The organism is Paraburkholderia sp. (assembly GCF_026225065.1).
GTDB lineage: Bacteria > Pseudomonadota > Gammaproteobacteria > Burkholderiales > Burkholderiaceae > Paraburkholderia.
This window is the reverse complement of record NZ_JAMFSB010000243.1, coordinates 1-21,308: the sequence shown is the minus strand read 5'-3', so window position 1 is coordinate 21,308 and position 21,308 is coordinate 1. Positions and strand designations below refer to the sequence as shown.

Below are 21,308 nucleotides of genomic sequence, written 5' to 3'. Positions count from 1 at the left end.
GCTAAACCTGCTACTATAACGACTTTTCGAGACCGCTGTTACGGCTACCTGACAGCGCCCAACAGGCGCGCGGCAAGCTGTAAGACGGTGGGTCAGAACCGTGGGAAAAGGCTGCAGGTGGGGCCTTTTTGCGCGACTGCAAGATGCCTGCGGGTCTTTGCCGCAGTTCGCCGGTCGCTCAGGGCAGGGCGCCGAGGGTATGCTGCTCCACGCTGAGTCGCCCGGCCCCAGGCCGTCCAGATTATTCAAAACACGTTCCCGATGTCCAATCCGTCCGCCACATCTTCACGCATGAGCGCGCCTGAGCTGCGCGCGACCGTGTCGCTCGCAGGTATCTTTGCGCTGCGTATGCTCGGTCTCTTCATGATCATGCCGGTGTTCTCGATCTACGCGAAAACCATCCCCGGCGGCGACAACGTCCTGCTGGTAGGGATCGCGCTCGGCGCGTACGGCGTGACGCAATCGCTGCTGTATATCTTCTACGGCTGGATTTCCGACAAGGTGGGGCGCAAGCCGGTGATCGCCACCGGGCTTGCGATCTTCGCGCTCGGCAGCTTTGTCGCGGCGGGGGCGCACGACATGACGTGGATCATCGTCGGTCGCGTCATTCAGGGGATGGGCGCGGTGTCCTCCGCGGTGCTCGCCTTTATCGCCGACCTCACCTCCGAGGAACATCGCACCAAGGCGATGGCGATGGTGGGCGGCAGCATTGGCGTTTCGTTTGCGGTGGCGATTGTCGGGGCGCCGATCGTGTTCCAGTGGGTCGGCATGAGCGGGTTGTTCGCGCTGGTCGGCATTTTCTCGATTCTGGCGATCGGCGTAGTGATCTGGATCGTGCCGAATGCGCCGATGCCGCCGCACGTGCGCGCGCCGTTCTCGGAAGTGCTGCATAACGTCGAACTGCTACGTTTGAATTTCGGTGTGCTGGTGCTGCATGCCACGCAAACGGCGCTGTTTCTGGTGGTGCCGCGGATTCTCGAAGCGGGCGGTTTGCCCGTGGCATCGCATTGGAAGGTGTATTTGCCGGTGATGGGGCTGTCGTTTGTCATGATGGTCCCGGCGATCATCGCCGCGGAAACGCGCGGCAAAATGAAGACCGTGCTTGTGGGCGCGATTGGTCTTATCCTGATCGGACAGTTGTTACTAGGCGTCGCAGCCCATACCATTCTGAGTGTGGCCGGGATACTGTTTATCTACTTTCTCGGCTTCAATATTCTTGAGGCGTCGCAGCCTTCGCTGGTGTCGAAGTTGGCGCCGGGATCGCGCAAGGGCGCGGCTACCGGTGTCTACAACACCACGCAGTCGATCGGGTTGGCGATTGGCGGCGTGATCGGCGGGGTGCTGCTGAAGGCGGACGGACCGAGCGCGGTGTTCTTCGCGTGCTCCGGGCTGGTATTTTGCTGGCTTATAATCGCGGCAAATATGAAGCCGCCGCCGCGCAAGAAGGCTTAATAGTAAGTACTCACCGGTGGCCGGCGAGGCGCAGTTTGGGTCTCGGGCCGGCCGGCTCAGAGATGGTAAATGTGCGTTGCCGCGCCACCTGCAACGGAATCAACAGGAGAAACTCATGGCATCCGTGAACAAGGTAATTCTCGTCGGCAACCTCGGAGCCGATCCGGAAGTCCGCTATCTTCCGAGCGGCGACGCAGTGGCGAACATCCGCCTTGCGACGACGGACCGGTACAAGGACAAGACGTCTGGGGAAATGAAGGAAGCTACCGAGTGGCATCGGGTTTCGTTTTTTGGGCGTTTGGCTGAGATCGTTAACGAGTATCTGAAGAAGGGCTCGTCGGTTTACATCGAAGGGCGGATTCGTACGCGTAAGTGGCAAGCGCAGGACGGGACGGATCGCTACTCCACTGAGATCGTGGCTGAGCAGATGCAGATGCTTGGTGGCCGCGGAGGCGCGATGGCAGGCGGTGGGGATGAGGGTGGGTACAGCCGTGAGCCTTCGGAGCGTAGCGGTGGTGGGGGCGGTGGCGGTGGTCGGGCTGCTTCGGGTGGCGGCGCCTCGCGTGGTGGTAGCGGAGGTGGTTCTACTCGTCCGAGCGCGCCTGCTGGCGGCGGGTTTGATGAGATGGATGACGATATTCCGTTTTAGTGAGTATACCCATGAGAGGAAGGAGGATTTACTGCCTAACTCTTTGATGGGTAAGGAAAAAACGTGATTTTGGGGCGTCGTCTGGAGGCGCCCTTTTCAATACGACGTGGCGAGGCAAGCGTTGCATGCGGGTGTCCGTATGCAACGGGCAAACCAATGCTCAGGATGTGGCACGCGTAATCGCAGCGGCAGCGCGGGTGTTGCGAGAGCGTAACTGATACGGAAGCACCAAAGCATCAATGAGACGTTTCATTGACGCCGACCAGGGCGGGTCTGAAAAGGCAAGGACGAAACCGAGGTCTCTCCTCGCCTTTTCATTAGCCCCGCCGGAACAGACAACCCAAGCCTCAGTAAAGCTCCCCCAACGCAGCCGGACTAAAGTCCTTCAACTGACCGGTTTCACCCGAGCGAATCTTCGTCACCCATTCCGGATCGCTAAGTATTGCGCGACCAATGGCGACCAGATCGAACTCATCGCGCTCCATGCGTTCGAGCAGATTGTCCAGCCCCGCCGGACTAGAACTTTCACCGCCGAAGGTGCCGAGAAAATCGCCTGAAAGGCCAACAGAGCCCACGCTGATCGTTGCGGCGCCCGTCACTTTCTTCGCCCACCCGGCGAAATTCAGTCCGTTTTCCCCATCGATTTCCGGATACTCTGCCTCCCAAAAGCGCCGCTGCGAACAGTGCAGGATATCGGCGCCAGCCTCCACGAGTGGGACAAGCCAGTCTGCCATTTCGTCCGGTGTGTGCGCGAGTCGGGCGGCGTAGTCTTGCTGCTTCCATTGACTCAGACGAAGGATGATCGGATGGTCCGCCCCGATGGCAGCCCGCACGCTCTTGATCACTTCAACCGCGAAGCGCGACCGCTCACGAACCGTGTTTCCACCAAAAACGTCCGAGCGCTGGTTAGTACCGTGCCAGAAGAACTGGTCGAGCAGATAACCATGCGCGCCATGAATCTCTACGGTGTCGAACCCGAGTCGCTTCGATTCCGCTGCAGCGCGTCCAAAGGCGGCAACCGTATCTGCGATGTCTTCGTCGGTCATCGTCTTGCCGCGCTGCTTTTCAGGCGCTACAAGACCCGAAGGACTTTCGACCGGTGAAGCAGGGCGCCATTCAGTGAACGGATTAGCAACGGACCCCACGTGCCAGATCTGCGGCGCCATCTTGCCGCCCGCTTCGTGAACGGCGTCGATGACTTTCCTCCAGCCAGCAAGCGACGCTTCTCCGTGGAAGAACGGGATGCTCGGGTCGTTACGCGATGAAGGGCGATCAATCACCGTCCCCTCGGAGATGATGAGGCCGACCTGACCCAAAGCGCGTCGCCGATAGTAGTCCGCCACGTTAGCGCCGGGCACGCCCTCTGGCGAGAACGAGCGCGTCATGGGCGCCATCACAATACGGTTTCTCAGATTGAGCGTTTTCAGTTGAAACGGCCTGAACAACACGTCGAGTTGCGAACTAGTCATTGATGAATCTCGCGAACGAAAAATCTGATGGTATATCTTTTATACTAGGTGTCAATGAGTCACCACATTGCTACCAGGTAGCATTCAGGAAACCACCATGTCGGAATGTCAAACAGACGTATTGTCCGTAGCCAGTTGCCCCAGTCGTCTGCTGCTCGACCAGATCGCCGACAAATGGTCGGTGCTGATCCTTGCATCGCTACATCACGGACCATTGCGATTCAACGCGATCAAGCGTCGCATCGAAGGCGTCACGCAGAAGGCACTGACGCAGTGTCTGCGTCGGCTTGAGCGAAACGGGATCGTCGAGAGGAGGGTGATTGCAACTTCGCCGATCTCTGTCGAATACGAGATCACGGCGCTGGGGCATTCTCTCGATCGGCCGTTTCAAGCGCTTTATCTGTGGACGCTCGAGCATCTTCCTGAAGTCGAGAGTGCGAGAGCTCGCTACGACCAACGTGAGACCGAGGGCTAATGTCCGCGATCTGAACGAGGCCGGGCCGATCGGCTGGAAAAACCTGCCGCGTCGGCCCGGGATTGAGAAAGCAGAGAGCGTCAGACCGTGCGATCAAGCAACGCTGCCTCTCGACTCCGCAGCGTCAACTGAAGGGCCGTTAGCCCCTCTTCGATCTCGTCAAGGTGCTCCAGCATCCAGAGACCGTTGCGTCCATCGAGCATTGCGTGCAGTAGTGAACACTGCCCTACGAGCCGCTCGTCGCAACTGATCAGCACCTTTAGAGTTTCGGCTTCCTGACGATAGCGCTGCGTCATGCGATCGTTCTCCGGAACCGGCTGAGATTGCAGGCGGCCGCTGACCGTACCGACGCTTCCCGCTAGTCGCTCGAGCTTCTGCACGGCGGCCATATTCGACGGATTCGGAAACGGCTTTTCCCGCGTCGGCGTGCCGATAAACTCGCGTCGATAATCCGACTCAGCACGTTCGACATTGGAATGTGCCAACCCCAGTAGCCATCCTGCCTTGCTGCGCACGAGTTGATCGTCAGCGCGAAGCTGATTTTCGGTCCGGTAGAAGTTGTAGCCCCAGCCGTGAAACAGGTTGATCGCCGCCTGGCGGAGCGCCCCTTCGTCGTAGAATTTTGAGTCCATGGCTAGCTCTTTCCGGAGAACCCTGCTTCGTGTCCGAGCGGATAAATGCCGGTGGCGGGAGCGCCGATCTGGAAGGGCAGTCCGGCTGCTGCATTCGGCGCAGACACCAGTCCTTTTTCCGCCATGCGTAGCGCAAGGTAGTAACGAACGGCCTCGATAGGCGAGAGGCCAATAGCCTGCAGCGAGATGAGCTCACGCATGCGTTCGTCCTTGGGCACGATCAGGACCTTGAGGTCGTTCAGCATGATGCCAAACGTTCTGAGGAAGTCGGAGAGATGGGTCTTGACCGACTCGCGGATCTCGTTGATATGCTCGTTGATGTTTTCCATCTTCGTCACCTGGACGATCTGGTTGATCGCCTGCTCGATCGCGGGGCCGGCATAATCCGCGACCTCTTGCGTATCGATGAGGTTGCCGTTGAACGGCAGATGCGTGATGAGATCGAGCGCTGCTTCCTTGGTATCGATGTGAATATAGTAGTCAACCTGATACGCCATCTCGGCCATTTCGGCGCTGGTCGCGATGCCCTGACTGCGAATCAGCAGTTTGGCGCGGTTGATGTAGATGACTTCGAACACCCACGGCGAGGAACCGCCAAAAAACCCTTGGGCGATGGAGCCCAGCAGCGGCTTGTCAGGCGTAGTGAGAGCGTACTGGCCCGTCTCATACACATTGAGCACCGCACCGCGCGATTTCAGCACGCAGAAGTGGTTGCTTTCGACGGTTAGCAGCGAGCCGGAAACGATGCTTTCGTCCACAATCTTGACCGCCACGCCCTTGGTGCCGAGCATGTCGGTACCGTCGCGCTGAAGGGATGTGATGACCTGCCGTGTTATCGCCATGTCTTGCTCCTTGTCTTGATTTCGTTCGTTGAACTGCGAGAGTATTTGCAACGGTTCGGACAGCGGGCTCGGCCGTGGGGAACGGCCGGTTCATGTCCGTCTACTGTACGTAAAGATACCGCACCAGGTGGAAAAACACCGGCGCAGCGAAACAGATTGAATCGGCACGATCGAGCGCACCGCCATGACCTGCGATCATCGAACCCCAGTCTTTCGCACCGAGCGAGCGCTTAACCGCGGACAGCACCAGTCCGCCGACAAACCCCGCCAGCACAATCGCCAGCGACATCAGAAACGCCGCGCCGAAACTGAACGGCGTGATCCGGTAGAGGGCCGCACCAGCCAGCGTAGCCAGCAACCCTCCGCCGACAAACCCTTCGACAGTCTTCGACGGACTCAGCAAAGGCGCGATCTTGCGCTTACCGAACAGCTTCCCGACGACATACTGAAACACATCGCTGATCTGCACCACCAGCAGGAAGAAGAACAGCAGCAGCGCGTTCTCGCCCTCATAGTGCGGAATATCGAGAATCAAAAGAGCAGGCGCGTGGCTCAACCCATAGACGCACACCATCAGTGCCCAATGGATCTTCGAGTTGCGGCTCAGAAACTCGTGCGTATCCTGCGTCAGCGCGGACACTAGCGACAGCGTGATGAACAGGTGCACCGGCACGAAGATGGAAAACATCCCGTACCACCGCACCCATAGCAACAGATATTGCACGGGGATCGCGATAAAGAATGCGATGAAGAGGGTGGTGTGATCGCTCGCCGTCGTCGGCGTTAGTGTGATGAACTCGCGCAGCGCGAGATACGACACAACTGCAAAGACGATGTAGGTGGCCGCCGGCCCGAGGCCGATCGCAATCGCCATGATCGCGATCATGCCCCACCAGGCGCGAATGCGCTGGTTCAGATTGGCGATGGTCGCGCTTTTTCCGCCGTCGCGCCACGCGAGAATCGCGCCGATAATCGATGCAATCGCCAGAAAGCCGGTGAGGCCGCCCACAAGTTCCCAGAACGCTGTTCTCATAGTGTGTAGTGTTTTGGAATGCTATTGATCTGAAGTGGCTGTTCTCGCCGCAGTCTCGAGTGCCTCGCGAGCGGGAGAGAGTTCGACGATTGCGTCACGGGCGCGGCGCAGAAAATCTGCTTTCGCCTCGTCCGGCTTCAATTGCAGCTTGCCGCCGAAATGTACCTTGCAGATCAAGGGCACTGGCCAGATTGCGCCCTTAGGCATGATGCGCTGCGGGTTCTCGAGGTAGACGGGGCACAGGTCGATATCGTGAAACTCGCTGGCGAGTCTGAAGATGCCGCTCTTGAATGCCTGCGGCAATGCTTCGGCACTGCGTGTGCCCTCCGGGAAAATGATCACGGACTCGCCAAGCCGCAATGCCTCGCGCACCGGATCGAGTGGGTCGCCTTCACCTTCATGCTTGCGGTCGATCAGTATGACGTTGAGCAGATCGCGCGCGATATGCACTTTGGTTTTGCCACGCTGCCAGTAGTCGCGCGCGGCCACAGGGCGAACCTGATGACGCAGCGCGCTCGGCAACGCGGCGAGGATCGCCAGCGTATCGATGTGGCTCGTATGATTCGAGAAGTAGATGGTCTGCGAGGCGCTCGGCGCGCCGTGATGCCACACGGGATAGGCGCCCGCCACGAGGCGTACGATGCCCAGCAGAAAGTCCCGTTCCCACGCGTGCCAGGTACTCATTGAATGCTCCTCTCGAAGCGATACGCCGCAAGCGGGCGGTTGCCTTCGCGCTTATCTTCGTTATCCAAACTTCTGCTGACTGTCACAATCCTTCTAACGCCGACGCATTCTTATGCGATGCGAATCATCGTATGCGAGAGCAGAAGATTTCGGTCGCGGCATTATGACGAGTTTCCATGACGAGCACCACATCGCTTTGCCCGGGGTAATCTTCTTGACGTTCCGTGCCGTTTAAATGACGATGTCGCTGTTTGCGACAGCACGAACGGGGCGGATGCGGGGCATGTCGCCCGACTCCCCGGAAGACCATTAAAGACGCCAATCGACGAGCGCGCTATGAGCGTATACGCACTAAAACCGAAATTCCAGAATCTGCTGCGTCCGTTGGTGCGGCAACTCGCACGCGTAGGCGTTACCGCCAATCAGGTCACCGTATCGGCTGCGCTTGGATCGATTCTCGTCGGCGTCGTGGCGGGTTTTGGATTTCCGCTTTACCGGCTGTTTTTGCTGATCCCCGTCTGGCTGTTTTTGCGCATGGCGCTCAATGCGATAGACGGTATGCTGGCGCGCGAATTCGGACAAAAGAGCGCGCTCGGCGCCTATTTGAATGAGCTCGGAGACGTGGGCTCGGACATAGCGTTGGCATTGCCGTTTCTCGTGATACCCGAGTTTAATCCGACCGCTATCTGGGTTTTTGTGCTGTCCGCGGTGGTGGTCGAATGCGCGGGCCTGGTCGGGCCACTGGCCGGCGCGACGCGTCGTTATGACGGACCGCTTGGCAAGAGCGATCGCGCTGTTGCGGTCGGCGCGTTCGGTTTGTGGATTGGTTTGGGTTTACCGCTTGCGCAATGGGCGGACTGGCTGTGGTGCGCGCTGACCGTGCTATCGATCATCACGATCTGGCAGAGAATTAGAAAGGGAGTGGAGGAGGCACGACGTTAAGCTGCCCAGCGCGCGCTCCTGCTCACCCCTCAAATAAGCGGCGGCGCCTCGCGAAGATCCACTCCCACGCGAATGCACGCTACCCTGCGATCCCCCGTTTCACGCGAGATCGACTGCGGCACCTCTTCGGCACAACCTGCAATCGCCTCGGGGCAGCGCGTGCGGAACGCGCACCCGGAAGGCAGATTCAGCGGCGAAGGCATCTCGCCAGTCAGCACTGCATGCTTACGCGTACGCTCAATGGCAGGATCAGGCCGCGGAACCGCCGACAACAACGCCCGCGTATAAGGATGCTGCGGCGACCCATACACCTCCTGCCGCGAGCCCAGCTCCATCACGCGCCCGAGGTACATGACCAGCACACGCTGGCTGATCGCCTTCACGACCGCCAGGTCATGCGCGACAAACAGCAGCGATAGGGACAATTCCCGTTGCAAATCGCGCAACAGATTAACGATCTGCGCCTGAATCGAAACATCCAGCGCAGACACAGGTTCATCGCAAATCACCAATTGCGGCTCACCGACCAACGCCCGCGCAATCCCGATCCGCTGACACTGTCCGCCGGAAAACTCATGCGCATAGCGCGACAGATGATGCGCGCCAAGGCCCACGCGCTCAAGCATCGTCACCACGCGCGCATGCGTCTCGTCACGCCCCAAGCCAGGCCGTTGCACCTTCAACGGCTCGGTGACGATCTGCTCGATGGTCATGCGCGGATCAAGTGAAGCAAGCGGGTCCTGAAACACCATCTGCACGTCTTTGCGCAGACGCTCCATCGCGGCAGCCGGACGGCGTCCATCGGTCACCGTCTCGGTATCGCGCCAGCGCACGCTGCCTTCCGTCACGGGCGTGAGACCGATAATCGCTCGCGCCAGTGTCGACTTGCCGCAGCCCGACTCGCCTACCAGTCCTAATGTCTCACCGCGGCGTACGTCGAACGACACACCATCCACCGCACGCAAGGTCGCTTTCGACGACCACGGATACGCGCCACGCGGCACCCGGAAGTGCACCTTAAGATCGCGTACGGTTAGCACCGGCTCGCCCACCGCGTTGGCGCGCGCTTCACCCGCTGCGCCGCCCAGCGGCTTTCTCGCAGTCCCATCGCCCATAGCCACCGTCCTTTGCGTCGCCGTATTACTCACCGCACCACCTCCATCATCTCGCCGACTGGCCGCAGACAAGCACGCCAACCGTCCGGCTGTCCGGCAATGGCCTCCAGCTCGGGCCGCGTGGTGTGGCAGCGGTCCTTTGCCAGCGCACAGCGTGGCGCGAACGCGCAGCCTTCGATGGCCTCGCCTGGCGCCGGCGGATTACCCGCAATCGTGCGCAACGGGGCATCTATGTCGTGCGAGCCGTCGGCATCGTCAAGCCGCGGCAGCGCATCCAGCAGCCCGCGCGTGTACGGGTGCGTCGGGTTCTCGAACAGCGCTTGCGCACTCGCGCGTTCCACGGTGCGGCCCGCATACATCACCATCACGTCGTCTGCGAGTCCCGCCACCACGCCCATGTCGTGTGTGATCAGAATGATTGCCGTACCGAGGTCGCGGTTCAGCTCACGCAGCAGTTCGATGATCTGCGCCTGCACCGTCACGTCGAGCGCAGTGGTCGGTTCGTCGGCAATCAGGATTTCGGGTTCGGTCAGCAGTGCGGTCGCGATCGTCACGCGCTGGCGCATGCCGCCTGAAAACTCATGTGGATACCGATCGATGCGCTGCGCTGCGTCCGGAATCCACACGCGCTGCAGTGCCTCGATAGCTTGGCGGCGTGCGTCGCGCCGCGACACGCCGCGGTGCAGTTGCAGCGCCTCGGTCATCTGCCGCTCGACCGTTAGAAACGGATTGAGCGAGGTCATCGGATCCTGAAACACCATGCCGATGCGGTCGCCGCGAATCTGGTTCAATTCGCGCTGGCTCAGCGTCAGCAGATTGCGTCCAGCGTAAAGCGCTTCGCCGGAGGTCTGGCCATTGCCGGGAAGCAGCCCGAGCAGCGCCATCACCGTCTGACTCTTACCCGAGCCGGACTCGCCGACAATCCCCAGCGTCTTGCCCTTTTCGAGCGTGAACGACACGCGTTGCACCGCATCCACGGGCGAGGCATCGCGCCGTGTGAAGCGCACCCCCAGGTCTTTTACTTCGAGCAACGCCATCTCAACGCTCCTTGGTATCGAGCGCGTCGCGCAGCCCGTCGCCGACAAAGTTCACGCAGTACAGCGTGACGCACAGCATCACCGCCGGGCACAGCAGCAGCCACGGCATCGACTCCAGTTTCTGCGCGCCATCGTTGATCAGCACTCCCCAGCTTGTCATCGGTTCCTGCACGCCCAGGCCGAGAAACGACAGTACGGATTCGGTCAGCACGATGCCAGGTACCGTGACCGTCGCGTACACCACCACCACGCCGAGCAGGTTCGGCACGATGTGCCGCAGGATGATTCCCGGCGTGCTGACGCCGGTGGCGCGCGCTGCGTCGATGAATTCGCGGGTTCGCAGCGACAGCGTCTGGCCGCGTACCACGCGCGCCATATCGAGCCACGAGAACGCGCTGATCGTCAGCACCACCAGGTAGAACTCGCGGCCGAGCAGCGTCATCATCAGGATGGCGATCAGCATGTAGGGAATCGCGTACATCATGTCGACGATGCGCATCATCACCGCGTCGGTCCGTCCGCCGATATAGCCGGCCGTAGCGCCCCACGCGACGCCGATCAGGCCCGACACCAGCGTGCCGAGCAATCCCACCTCAAGCGACACGCGTCCGCCGGCGAGCGTGCGCACCAGCAGGTCGCGGCCGAGCTCATCGGTGCCGAACCAGTGCTGGCCCATTAGCGTGGGTGGCATGCTGATCGCGCTCCAGTCGCTGGCGGCGGGATCATTGGACAGGAGCAGGGGACCCACGAAACAGGCAATGATGATGATCCCAAGGATCACGAGGCTGGCAAGCGCGGCGCGGTTGCGCAGAAACTGCCTGAAGGCAAGCTCAAGCGGACTGCGCGAGCGCTGCGGGGCGGCGGTAGCCGTAGTCGCAGCGGTGGTAGGGGAGGTGTTCATGGTGTCTCTATCTGTCTCAAGCGAAGTTCGATGATCAAGGCGGGATCCGTTCACGGGATCTCAGTAGCGGATGCGCGGGTCGAGCCACGCGTACGCCAGATCGACGAGCAGGTTGAACACGACGGCCGCCACAGTGGTGAGCACCACGAGTCCGAGCACGAGCGTGTAATCGCGATTGATGGCGCCGTCCACCACCAGTTGCCCGAGGCCAGGCAGCGCGAACACCGACTCCGTGACCACGGCGGCGGTAATCGACGAGATGCAGATCGAACCGAGCAGCGACACCACCGGCATCAAGGCGGGCTTGAGCGCATGCCGCAGGACGATCACGTGACCGGGCATGCCTTTCGCACGCGCGGTGCGGATGAAGTTGCCCGACAGCACTTCGATCATGCTGCCGCGCATGACCCGCGCAATCGACGAAACGTTGATGATTACGAGCAGCGCCATCGGCAGTACCCGATAGCGCCAGCCGCCGTCGCCCCAGCCGCCAGCGGGCAGCCAGCCGTGGCCATCCGAGCGCCTGAGCAGAATTGCAAACACCCACACCAGCACGGGGCCGAGCACGAACGGCGGAATCACGTTGCCGACGTTACCCAGCAGCATCACGATGCGATCGGTGATGCCGTCGCGGCGCACCGCAGCCGCTGTGCCGAGCAGCACGCCGATCACCAGCGCGATTGGCACCGAGAGGCCACCCACGCCGAGACTGACCGGCAGCGCCTTGCTGACCAGATCATTAACGGACCAGTCGACGTAGCGCACCGACGGTCCGAGGTCGCCATGCAGCAGCGCGTTCAGATATAGGAGGTACTGCTTCCAGAGCGGCTGGTCGAGGTGATACTTTGCATTGAGGTTCGCGAGGGTGGCCGCGGACAGATGCTTTTCGGTGTCGAACGGTCCGCCGGGCGTCGCGTGCAACATCAGATAGCACACCGTAATCACGGCAAGAACGGTTGGAATGACCCATAGGGTGCGGCGCAGCGCGTAGGCGAGCATGGCGGATTCCGTTACTTCAACAGTCGGTGGTCAGTGGTCAGTGAGCGGGGCTTAGTGCGCCAGCAGGTACATGTCCTGCGAGGCACGCTGATCCACATAGTTGGTCGGCAGGTAGCCGCCCACGTACGGCTTCACGAGCCGGTCTGCCGAGTACTGGAACAGCGGGATCAGCGGCGTTTGGCTCATGGCCAGATTGTGCGCCTGTGTGAGCAGGGCGGTGCGCTTCTGGTCGTCGAGTTGCATGTTGCCCTGATCGATGAGTGCGTCGACCTTCGGGTCGCAGAACTGCTGGTCGTTCTGCACGTCGTTGCAACGCAACTGATCGAAGTACGACATCGCGTCGTTATAGTCGACGAACCAGCCATCGCGCGAGGCCTGTACCTTGCCGGCGTGGCGTTCGCTCAGCAGCACCTTGTATTCGACGTTCTCCAGCTTCGCGTTCACGCCGAGCTTGGTGCGCCATTCGGAGGTGGAGAAAAGTGCCACCTTCTTGTGGAGATCGCTGGTGTTGTAGGTCAGGGTAAAGGTAAGCGGCTTCGCATCCGAATAGCCCGCTGCCTTCAGCAAACCGCGCGCGTAGTCGACACGCTTGACCATCGGCCAGCTTGCCCAGTCAGGTGTGTAGACAGCAGAGCCCTTGGTGCCTTTGGAGATCAGGCCGTACATCGGCACTTCGCCTGCCTGAGTGAGTTTCGAGGTGAGCAGGTCGCGGTCGATCACCATCGAGAGCGCCAGTCGCACGCGCGGGTCGTGGAATGCAGGGTCGCTGTTGTTCAGGCTGTAGAAGTAGGTTGCAAGCTGCAGACCGGTCTGCAGCTCCTTGCCGAACTGCTTGCTGACCTGGGCATAAACACCCGAAGGGATCGAATACGTGTAATCGATCTGGCCGGACTGATACATGCGCATCGCTGTTTCGTCGCTTTCCACCGGCACGTAGGTGACCTTCGAGATCACCACTTGCGGCGCGTTCCAGTATTTGGCGTTCTTGACGATCACGATGCGGTTGTTCGGCTCCCAGTCGCTCAGCGTGTACGGACCGTTGCTCACCATGTTGCCAGGGCGCGTCCAGCTATCCCCGAATTTATCCACCGTTGCTTTGTTCACGGGTGCCATGGCCGGCATGGCGGTCAGTTCGGTGAAGAAAGCGACCGGGACTTCGGTCTTGACCTCAAGCGTGTACGGGTCGACGGCTCGTGCGGCCAGCGACGTAAGCGGCGCCTTGCCGGCGAGGATCGCTTTTGCGTTCTTGATGAACTCCGGCAGGATCGTATATTTCGAGCCCGTCTTCGGATCGAGCACACGCTGCCATGCATAGATGAAATCTGTCGCAGTGACCGGATCGCCATTGCTCCATTTCGCGTCATGACGCAGCTTGAACACCCAGGTGTCGGGCGCAGTACGCGTCCACGACTGTGCGACGCCCGGCACGACTGCGCCGGAGGCGCCGATACGGGTGAGGCCTTCGAACAGGTCGAGCCCGATGGTGTCGCCTGTCCACGATTCGATATGCGCTGGGTCAAGCGACTCGACTTCGGCTGGCACCTGACGCGTTAGCTCCTGCTTGGCGGCGAGCGTGGTGCCCGGTGGCACTGTGACCGCCGAAGCTGCGCCGGCAAAAGTGAGCGTGATCGCTGAGAGCACCGCAGTAAGGGATTGCGACAGTTTCATAGGCTGTTTCGAAGAAGAAGGAGGTTCAAGAGAAGTCCCCGCCCCGCGCATCAAGGCGGCAAGGGGCGCAGAGCAAAGCGTGATGTCGCAGCACGACGAGGCTTAGCCGAAGAGGCCGCGCGACAAGACGTCCCGGCCCATGTGCGGGCGTGGACATCGGATGAGGAATGGGGTGTCGGAAGACTGGCGATGCCGCCGTCTGGCGGCCAATATCACTTGCATACGTTTCACTTACGATTCTTCCTGTCGTTGTAGCCACAACCATGGGCGACTTGCACATTGGCGCACGAGCCGTGCACCAGCAGTCATGTGCGTTGTCCGGCAAGCGTTTTGCCGTTGACGCGCAACATTCGTTATCGAAAGTCCCATCAGCGCGCGATGCCGATTGTGTCGGCGGCACGCTGGTTTGAGGCGACGGCAGCCTAAGCAGAAGGCATGCCAAAAAACATGGCTCGATTCCGTCCATCCATCCGGTGTCAGGCTTGGCATGATGTAACCGGCTGATTGGATTACAAAATGCCAGCCGTGCATGGTTGTCCATGGTTACCGGCACGGTCGAAACGGTATCGCGCTTATATCACGCCGAAAGAAAACGTGATTTTGGAAACGCCCAAAGTAGAGGAAACCACCTACCGCTTCCTGGTGCAGCGTGCACCAGATCGGAATCGACTGTGGGCGGCTCCTGGTACGGCTGTTCTTACGGCTCGACCGAAATCGAGCGCTTGAGACAGCGCAATGCAAAGATCGAGCGGCTGTTCTGAAAGCCAGGCAACCGGTAGAGCTTGCGTCGCAGGAACGACTCGTACCCTTCGGTGCCTGCTACCGCCACCTTGATCAGATAGTCGTATTCGCCGGACACGAGAAACGCTTCGACCACTTCCGGCAGGTCCGCGAGCGCCTCGCCGAAGCGCTCCAGCGTGCGTTCGTCGTGCTTCTCGAGGGTCACTTCGATGATGACCGTATCGGGCAGCCCAAGCGCCTTCTGGTTGAGCAGCGCCGCATAACCTTCGATCACGCCCGACTCCTCCAGCGCCCGCACCCGGTTCCAGCACGGCGTGGCCGACAGGCCGACGCGTTCGGCCAGTTTGGCATTGGACAGACGTCCGTCGCTGCGCAGTTCGCGCAGGATTCGCTGATCGATCGCGTCGAGCTTCATGTCGTCCTCCGATGTACTCCCCACATCGCGTCGCGTGAGGAGACGATTCGTCTTTGATTGAAGATAAAAATAGGTGTTACTTCTGTCATGGCCCGCATCATGCCAGATAAACAGAAGAAATCCCCACATTTGGACGCATACACTCTTGCCGTCGAGGCGCGCTCAAATCACGAATACCCGCGCCTCGCCCGTATTCCGCATGCCACCGCGATCCGGACCGCATGCGGCCAGGCGCGAAGCCATCGCTTCGCGCGGATGCTGAACTCTCCGCCCACAAGGAAGGAATACTGATGGACCGACTGACGACTACTGCCGCCGGCAACCTGTTTGGACTGCACGGTGAACCCGCCCACGAGCGCATCGTGCTCGCTACCGATGCCGCCTCCGGACTGCAAGCTATCGTTGCCGTCTACAGCACGGCGCGCGGCCCTGCATTCGGCGGTTGCCGCTTCTGGCAGTACGCGTCGGAGCACGAGGCGTACAACGACGCGTTGCGTCTGTCGCAAGGCATGGCGTTCAAGAACGCGCTGGCCGATCTGCCGTTCGGCGGCGGCAAGGCCGTGATCCTGCGCCGTCCGGAAGTGCTCGACCGCGCGGCATTGTTCAAGGCGTTCGGACGGCTGGTGCAATCGCTGGAGGGCATCTACATCACCGCGGAAGACGTCGGCACGACCGCCGACGATATGCGCGCGGTGCAGGGTGAGACCGGCTTCGTGAGCGGCATCCCGCGCGATAACGATGTCTACGGTGGCAACCCGTCGCCGCGTACTGCGTATGGCGTGTTCGTCGGCCTGCAGGCGGCCGTGCAAGCAGCGCTTGGACGCAAGACGCTCGACGGCGTGTCGGTTGCCGTGCAGGGCCTCGGGTCGGTGGGTTGGGATCTGTGCGAGCGTCTGCATCAAGCCGGCGCGCAGTTGATCGTGTCGGATATCGACGCCGCTAAAACAGCGCGTGCGCAGCAGCTCTTCAATGCGCTTGTGGTGGACACGGCAGAAATCGTCAACGTGGAAGCCGATGTGTTCGCACCGTGCGCGCTGGGCGGTTCGATCTCGGAATCGGTCGCGAAGCAGTGCCGTTTCAAGGTGGTGGCGGGTGGCGCGAACAATCAGTTGATTTCGCTGGCTGAAGGCGATGTACTGCATCAGCGTGGCATCTTCTACGCGCCGGACTTCCTCGTGAATGCGGGCGGCATTATTAGTTGCGTGCGGGAATATCAGGGCTCGGGTGAAGAGCAGGCTGTGCTCGCCGAAGTTGCGCAGATCGGACCGCGCGTCTTCGAATTGGCGGAACGCGTGCAAGCCACTGGTGTTGCTCCGGCACGCGCCGCAGTGGCGTGGGCGCGGGAAAAGATGGTGGCCTGCTGAGGCCGCGGCGCAAACACGCGCCGAAGCATTGATTTAATGACGTGCTGGAGTGGGTCCGCTAGCGGTTCAGATACTCCAGTGCGTCGTGCGTGAAGCAACTTCACGCACGACGACCGCGCGTCCGGGGCTCAACGCATGAGCCAAGGCGCAATCGCCGGCAGCAGCACCGGCACGACAAACGCCGTGAATACTCCGTTCAGGCCCATGCCGAGTCCGGCGAACGCCCCCATCTCTTCGCTCACCTGAAAGGCGCGCGCAGTGCCGATCCCATGCGAGGCCACGCCGAGCGCGAAGCCGCGCACCTCGGGTTCGGTCACGCGCAGCAGGTTCAGGATCGAGCGGGCGAAGACCGCTCCGAACACACCGGTCGTAATCACCAGCACCGCAGTCAGCGACGGAATGCCGCCGATCTCAGCCGCCACGGCCATCGCGATTGGCGTCGTCACAGATTTAGGTGCGAGCGATGCGATGGTTTGATGCGAGGCGCCGAACAACGCCGCCACGCCGACCGCCGACGCAATCGCCGTCAACGAACCCGCCACCAGACCGCCGATCAACGGCCACGCCGCACGCCGCAGTTTCGGCCATTGCCGGTAAAGAGGCAGTGCCAGCGCGACGGTTGCCGGCCCAAGCAGGAAATGGACGAACTGCGCTCCTTCGAAGTAGGTCGCGTACGGCGTGCCGGTGATTTCGAGCAGCATCACAAGTAACGCGACCGCGATCAGCACCGGATTGACGAGCGGGTTGAAGCGCGACTTCGCATACAAAGCTTGCGCGATCAGATAGGCCAGCAGCGTGATGGTCAGCCCGAGCAGCGGACTCGCGGCGAGATAGACCCAGATGGCGCCGAGTTTAGGAATCGCGCTCATTGCGCACGCCCCTGCGCAGCCGGTTCATTGCGCTGACGCCGCAGCAGCGCGCGAGTGACGAGCGCGGTGACGGCGATCGCCAAGGTCGTGCTGACGATGAGCGATGCCACCACCGCTAGCGCATCGCCGCGAACCTTGCCGGCCGACACCATGATGCCGACACCTGCCGGGATGAACAGCAGCGAAAGATGACGCAGCAGTTCCAGCGCGGTTGGCTCGATCGCGTCTGCGACCTGTGGGCGCAGCATAAGAAAGCCGAACAGCAACAGCATGCCGATCACCGGCCCCGGCACCGGCAGCTTGAACAGATAAGAAACGCCTTCACCGAGGCATTGAAACACCAGCAAGGTCGCAAGGGCGCGGAGCATGAGCACGGTCCGGTTGGGCGCCGCCATCCAGCCGGCGCGAGGTGAGCAACGCTACCAGTATCCAGGATTGTGCGTCGTGAAGAGGAACGGTAACGGTATTTGTCTGATGAACCATAAAGTTTTCGGCAAAACAGCCGTAGACCATCCTGTGGGGCATTCGCTTAAATTTTAATCAAGTTGCGGACCTGGCCGAGGGGCTTGGGCGCAGCACACCTGACCGGAGCTTCTCGCTAAATCGCCGGCAGGTCGCCCAATGGAGATTTGCCCAAATGCTTAACAAGCTGTCAATCCGCACCTGCCTGACCTTGATGGTCGCCTTCTTCGGCGTCGTACTGCTGATCGGGGCGGCCGCGGGTCTGCTGTCGTTGCGCGCCAGTAACGACTCGCTGCAGCAGATGTATACGGTAGATACGCCAGCGGTTGCCGATCTCGAGGGAAGCGCCGGCCAATTGTTGCGACTGCGTCTCGCGCTGGCTACCTACGCCTCGCTCTCCGACCTGAACGATCAGGATGGCGCCTCGGCGGTCCTGCAGCGCTTCGACCAGTATCTGAAGATCTCGAACGACCGCCTTGCTCACTATCTCAGCCGCGCCGGTTCGGGTGACGAAGAGCAGCGCCTCATCAAGGACATGCAGGACAAGCGCGACATCTTCCTGCACGAAGGCGTCGAACCGGCGATGGCCGCGCTCAAGTCGGGCGACAAGACATCTTTCCAGCAACTGCAGGCGCACAAGCTGCCATCGCTCTACAACGCTTATGAAAAGGCGATGCTCACGCTGGAGCAACTGCAACTGAACCACGGCGCGCAGCGCTACCAGGACGCGCAGGACCGTTTCTTTGCGATTAGCGTCGCAGTGGCGGTGGGCATGGTGCTGGCGCTGGTGTTTTCGTGGCTCGCGCGGGCGGTGCTGGTGCGGGCGATCGTTCATCCGGTGGATGCGACGATCGGCCAGTTCCAGCGGATCGCCGAGGGCGACCTCACGGGCCGCATCGAAGTCATCAGCGACAACGAAATGGGCCGGCTTGCCGCCGCGCTGCGCAAGATGCAGGATTCGCTGATCTCGACGGTCAATATCGTTCGTCAGGGGACCGAATCGATCGACACTGGTGTCAGCGAAATTGCCGCTGGCAACACCGACCTGTCGCAACGCACTGAAGAGCAGGCGGCCTCGCTCGAAGAGACCGCGGCAAGCATCGAGGAACTGACCTCCACCGTCAAGCAGACCGCCGAGAACGCCAAGCAGGCGAGCTCGCTGGCGCAAGGCGCTTCGACGCTCGCAGCGCAGGGCGGAGAGTTGACTCAGCAGGTGGTGGGCACCATGAATCACATGGTGGACGATTCGCGCCGGATCGCGGACATCGTCGGCGTAATCGAAGGAATTGCATTCCAGACCAACATCCTCGCGCTCAATGCCGCGGTCGAAGCTGCGCGCGCGGGCGAGCAAGGCCGTGGCTTCGCAGTGGTAGCGAGCGAAGTGCGCTCGCTCGCACAACGTAGTGCGGGCGCAGCCAAAGAAATCAAGACGATGATCGACAACTCGACTGCGCGGGTGCAGACGGGGGCGCAACTGGTCGAGCGTTCGGGCACGACGATGACCGAAATCGTCAGCGCGATTGCTCGCGTGAGCGCGATCATGGGCGAGATTGCCGCTGCGGCGACGGAGCAGAGCACCGGCATCGATCAGGTCAATCTCGCCGTTGCTCAGATGGATGAAGTCACGCAGCAGAACGCGGCGCTGGTGGAGCAGGCGGCTGCCGCGGCCAGTTCGCTGGAAGATCAGGCGCGCCGTTTGACGTCCGCTGTCGCGGTGTTCCGTACTGGATCCGGCTCCGGCGCTGCGTCCGTACGGTCATCGGCAACGGGTGGTCGCGCGCACACGGGCGTCGGCCGCACGGAGCCGGTCGCGGCGTAGAGCGGTACCCGCTGACCGGCGGCTGAGAGACCGGTAGCGGCGCAGCGTGTGGTGAGCGGCGCAACTGTGCCGCTGGCCTCGGGCGGCGGCCGGACTGTCAAGGCTGCGCTGCATAGTATTTCGCCAGCCCGTCGATTTCCTGCGGCGTCAGATGCCGTGCGACGTTGCGCATCTGTTCGTTGATGTCGTTATGCCGCTCGCCGCTCGCAAAGCGCTGCATTTGCGCGGCCAGATAGATCGACGATTGTCCACCTAGCCACGGCGCAGCGCCTTTACGGTCGAGTTGCCCGTGGCACGCTGCGCACGGTGCGATATTGCGGATCGGGTCGCCTTGCATGGCGAGCCTGACTGCGTTGGCATCTTGAGTGGTGTCGGAAGCGCCGGGTTCTGCTGGCGCGGCACGCTGCAGCGACGCGTAATAGGCCGCCAGATCGTGCAGGTCCTGGTCGCTGCGATTGTGGATGATTGGCTGCATGATTGCGTTGGCACGCAGACCGTTCTGATAGTCGCGCAACTCCTTGTAGATCACATCAGCGTATTGACCGGCTAATGCAGGCGCTGTGACCTGAACGGTGCCGAGCACGCCGTGGCACATCGAGCAGTTCTGCGTGGCGATCGTCGCGCCGCGTCCAATCGAAACCGCATCTGCATTCGCATAGCGAGCAGGCGGCAACACCACCACGTCGCTAGGCGCGGGCCCCGCGATGTTCGCTCCGCCGCCGTACCAACTCGACGGCGCACCCGCCGCGCTGCAGATGGTCGCCCACAAGCCGCGTCCAGCGAAATCGCTGTTGGCCGAAGGCAGCCAGATAAAGCCGATCAAAATCGAAATCACCGCAATCGCGAGCGTTCCGCCCACGCTCGTGACGAACCATGGATTGCGCAAGCTGAAGACGCGTTCGTGACTCATCGCTGCGCTCCGACCACGACCGCCGGCACGGAAGTCTGCTGCAGCCGCAGTAACTGGAAGATCGGCACGCTGTAGTTGACGACCGTCAGCGCGATCATCAGCGAGACCCACAGGCCGAAGCTGTTCAGCGCAGCGGGCACGTGATCGACCGGATGGATGGCGACACTAAAGCGGAATTCCCTGGGCGGCGCGAGCGGTCCGAACTGCGATTTCGCAAGGATGTAGATGAACAGCACGCCGGAGATCACCAGCACGAAACCACCGATCGCCGACATCGCCACCCACACCGCCTGTTGCTCGAGGCCCGGTGCGTTGTAGTCGTAGTAGGCCATGCGCCGCGGCGCGCCGAGCAGGCCGACGTAGTGCCACGGCAGCGTCACGACCATCATGCCGATGAACCACAGCCATAGTTGGGTCCGCACGAGACTCAGCGAACACAACGCGCGTCCGGTGAGTTGTGGCCATAACTCGTACGCAATCGCGAAGTACATGATGACGACCGCGCCACCGAAGATCAGATGGAAATGGCCGGTCACCCATTGTGTGTTGTGGACCGTCGAATTCAACTGGTAGCTCATGTTGATAAGGCCACCCGCGCCACCGAGCCCCAGCATCACGAACGAAAACGCCAGCACCAGCATCATCGGATTGCGCCACGGCAGCGCGGTCAACCAGCCGAACGCGCCCTTGCCGCCGCGCAGTCGGCCGGCGATTTCAACCGACGCGCAAATCGTGAATACGGTGAGCAGGGTCGGCACCGACACCATTCCTGTGAACACCGCGTGCAGGAACTTGAAGCCGGCACCGACCTGCGGATCGGCGAACAGATG

The 21,308-nt window shown here is 61.3% G+C and carries 21 protein-coding genes; 6 read left to right on the top strand and 15 right to left on the bottom strand.

The genetic code is table 11. The features are described 5' to 3' along the window. Positions 1-261 precede the first annotated feature (261 nt). Together M0954_RS18005 and M0954_RS18000 are read left to right on the top strand one after the other, a co-directional pair. Positions 262-1,452 (top strand): MFS transporter, encoded by a 1,191-nt coding sequence (locus M0954_RS18005; RefSeq protein ID WP_297354666.1) that lies wholly within the window; start codon positions 262-264, stop codon positions 1,450-1,452. A gap of 115 nt (positions 1,453-1,567) precedes the next feature. Next, a complete protein-coding gene (locus M0954_RS18000; RefSeq protein ID WP_122153339.1) occupies positions 1,568-2,101 on the top strand; it encodes a single-stranded DNA-binding protein in 534 nt (177 codons plus the stop codon). Positions 2,102-2,448: 347 nt separating this feature from the next. Here M0954_RS18000 and M0954_RS17995 read toward each other — a convergent pair whose 3' ends face one another. Then, entirely contained in the window at positions 2,449-3,570 is a 1,122-nt protein-coding gene (locus tag M0954_RS17995) for an NADH:flavin oxidoreductase (protein ID WP_297354664.1), read from the bottom strand. Between the two features lie 97 nt (positions 3,571-3,667). On the opposite strand from M0954_RS17995, the gene M0954_RS17990 reads away from it, so the two are divergent. Next, positions 3,668-4,045, top strand: coding sequence for a helix-turn-helix domain-containing protein (locus tag M0954_RS17990; RefSeq protein WP_122153341.1), 378 nt, complete (start codon positions 3,668-3,670; stop codon positions 4,043-4,045). Between the two features lie 80 nt (positions 4,046-4,125). Here M0954_RS17990 and M0954_RS17985 read toward each other — a convergent pair whose 3' ends face one another. The 4 genes from M0954_RS17985 to M0954_RS17970 all read right to left on the bottom strand — a co-directional run bounded on the left by M0954_RS17985 (position 4,126) and on the right by M0954_RS17970 (position 7,236). Further along, positions 4,126-4,677, bottom strand: a complete 552-nt coding sequence (locus M0954_RS17985) for a hypothetical protein (protein ID WP_297354662.1) — start codon at positions 4,675-4,677, stop codon at positions 4,126-4,128. Between the two features lie 2 nt (positions 4,678-4,679). Beyond that, positions 4,680-5,519 (bottom strand): SPFH domain-containing protein, encoded by an 840-nt coding sequence (locus tag M0954_RS17980; RefSeq protein WP_297354660.1) that lies wholly within the window; start codon positions 5,517-5,519, stop codon positions 4,680-4,682. Positions 5,520-5,619: 100 nt separating this feature from the next. Further along, the gene (locus M0954_RS17975) at positions 5,620-6,552 is read right to left on the bottom strand and encodes a phosphatidate cytidylyltransferase (protein ID WP_297354657.1); all 933 of its coding nucleotides are present in this window, start codon (positions 6,550-6,552) and stop codon (positions 5,620-5,622) included. A gap of 21 nt (positions 6,553-6,573) precedes the next feature. Continuing rightward, entirely contained in the window at positions 6,574-7,236 is a 663-nt protein-coding gene (locus M0954_RS17970; protein ID WP_297354655.1) for a 1-acyl-sn-glycerol-3-phosphate acyltransferase, read from the bottom strand. 336 nt (positions 7,237-7,572) lie between these two features. Here M0954_RS17970 and M0954_RS17965 point away from each other — a divergent pair, with 336 nt between their 5' ends. After that, the gene (locus M0954_RS17965; RefSeq protein WP_297354653.1) at positions 7,573-8,178 is read left to right on the top strand and encodes a CDP-alcohol phosphatidyltransferase family protein; all 606 of its coding nucleotides are present in this window, start codon (positions 7,573-7,575) and stop codon (positions 8,176-8,178) included. A 29-nt stretch (positions 8,179-8,207) separates the two neighbouring features. On the opposite strand, the gene M0954_RS17960 is transcribed toward M0954_RS17965, so the two are convergent. The 6 genes from M0954_RS17960 to M0954_RS17935 form a co-directional block, all read right to left on the bottom strand. Then, positions 8,208-9,293, bottom strand: coding sequence for an ABC transporter ATP-binding protein (locus M0954_RS17960; RefSeq protein WP_297354651.1), 1,086 nt, complete (start codon positions 9,291-9,293; stop codon positions 8,208-8,210). A 29-nt stretch (positions 9,294-9,322) separates the two neighbouring features. Beyond that, on the bottom strand, positions 9,323-10,330 hold the full coding sequence (locus tag M0954_RS17955) for an ABC transporter ATP-binding protein (RefSeq protein ID WP_122153344.1): 1,008 nt from the start codon (positions 10,328-10,330) through the stop codon (positions 9,323-9,325). Position 10,331: 1 nt separating this feature from the next. After that, the gene (locus tag M0954_RS17950; protein ID WP_297354649.1) at positions 10,332-11,231 is read right to left on the bottom strand and encodes an ABC transporter permease; all 900 of its coding nucleotides are present in this window, start codon (positions 11,229-11,231) and stop codon (positions 10,332-10,334) included. A 60-nt stretch (positions 11,232-11,291) separates the two neighbouring features. After that, entirely contained in the window at positions 11,292-12,230 is a 939-nt protein-coding gene (locus M0954_RS17945) for an ABC transporter permease subunit (RefSeq protein WP_122153346.1), read from the bottom strand. Positions 12,231-12,281: 51 nt separating this feature from the next. Beyond that, the gene (locus tag M0954_RS17940; RefSeq protein WP_297354647.1) at positions 12,282-13,898 is read right to left on the bottom strand and encodes an ABC transporter substrate-binding protein; all 1,617 of its coding nucleotides are present in this window, start codon (positions 13,896-13,898) and stop codon (positions 12,282-12,284) included. A gap of 697 nt (positions 13,899-14,595) precedes the next feature. Beyond that, positions 14,596-15,054 carry an Lrp/AsnC family transcriptional regulator gene (locus M0954_RS17935; RefSeq protein WP_122153348.1) on the bottom strand — a complete coding sequence of 153 codons (459 nt, stop codon included), beginning with the start codon at positions 15,052-15,054 and terminating at the stop codon, positions 14,596-14,598. 290 nt (positions 15,055-15,344) lie between these two features. On the opposite strand from M0954_RS17935, the gene M0954_RS17930 reads away from it, so the two are divergent. Continuing rightward, entirely contained in the window at positions 15,345-16,418 is a 1,074-nt protein-coding gene (locus M0954_RS17930; RefSeq protein ID WP_297354644.1) for a Glu/Leu/Phe/Val dehydrogenase dimerization domain-containing protein, read from the top strand. 128 nt (positions 16,419-16,546) lie between these two features. On the opposite strand, the gene M0954_RS17925 is transcribed toward M0954_RS17930, so the two are convergent. Further along, positions 16,547-17,287, bottom strand: coding sequence for an LrgB family protein (locus M0954_RS17925; RefSeq protein ID WP_074263330.1), 741 nt, complete (start codon positions 17,285-17,287; stop codon positions 16,547-16,549). Beyond that, positions 17,284-17,655: a CidA/LrgA family protein gene (locus tag M0954_RS17920; RefSeq protein WP_297354642.1), complete on the bottom strand. Its 372-nt coding sequence runs from the start codon at positions 17,653-17,655 to the stop codon at positions 17,284-17,286. The genes M0954_RS17925 and M0954_RS17920 overlap by 4 nt, the downstream gene beginning before the upstream one ends. 269 nt (positions 17,656-17,924) lie before the next feature. On the opposite strand from M0954_RS17920, the gene M0954_RS17915 reads away from it, so the two are divergent. Further along, positions 17,925-19,568, top strand: coding sequence for a methyl-accepting chemotaxis protein (locus M0954_RS17915; RefSeq protein ID WP_297354640.1), 1,644 nt, complete (start codon positions 17,925-17,927; stop codon positions 19,566-19,568). A gap of 97 nt (positions 19,569-19,665) precedes the next feature. On the opposite strand, the gene M0954_RS17910 is transcribed toward M0954_RS17915, so the two are convergent. Together M0954_RS17910 and M0954_RS17905 are read right to left on the bottom strand one after the other, a co-directional pair. Further along, positions 19,666-20,478, bottom strand: a complete 813-nt coding sequence (locus M0954_RS17910; RefSeq protein ID WP_123385340.1) for a c-type cytochrome — start codon at positions 20,476-20,478, stop codon at positions 19,666-19,668. After that, the coding region (locus tag M0954_RS17905) for a cbb3-type cytochrome c oxidase subunit I (RefSeq protein WP_297354638.1) at positions 20,475-21,308 on the bottom strand (834 nt) is incomplete at its 5' end. The genes M0954_RS17910 and M0954_RS17905, both read right to left, overlap by 4 nt.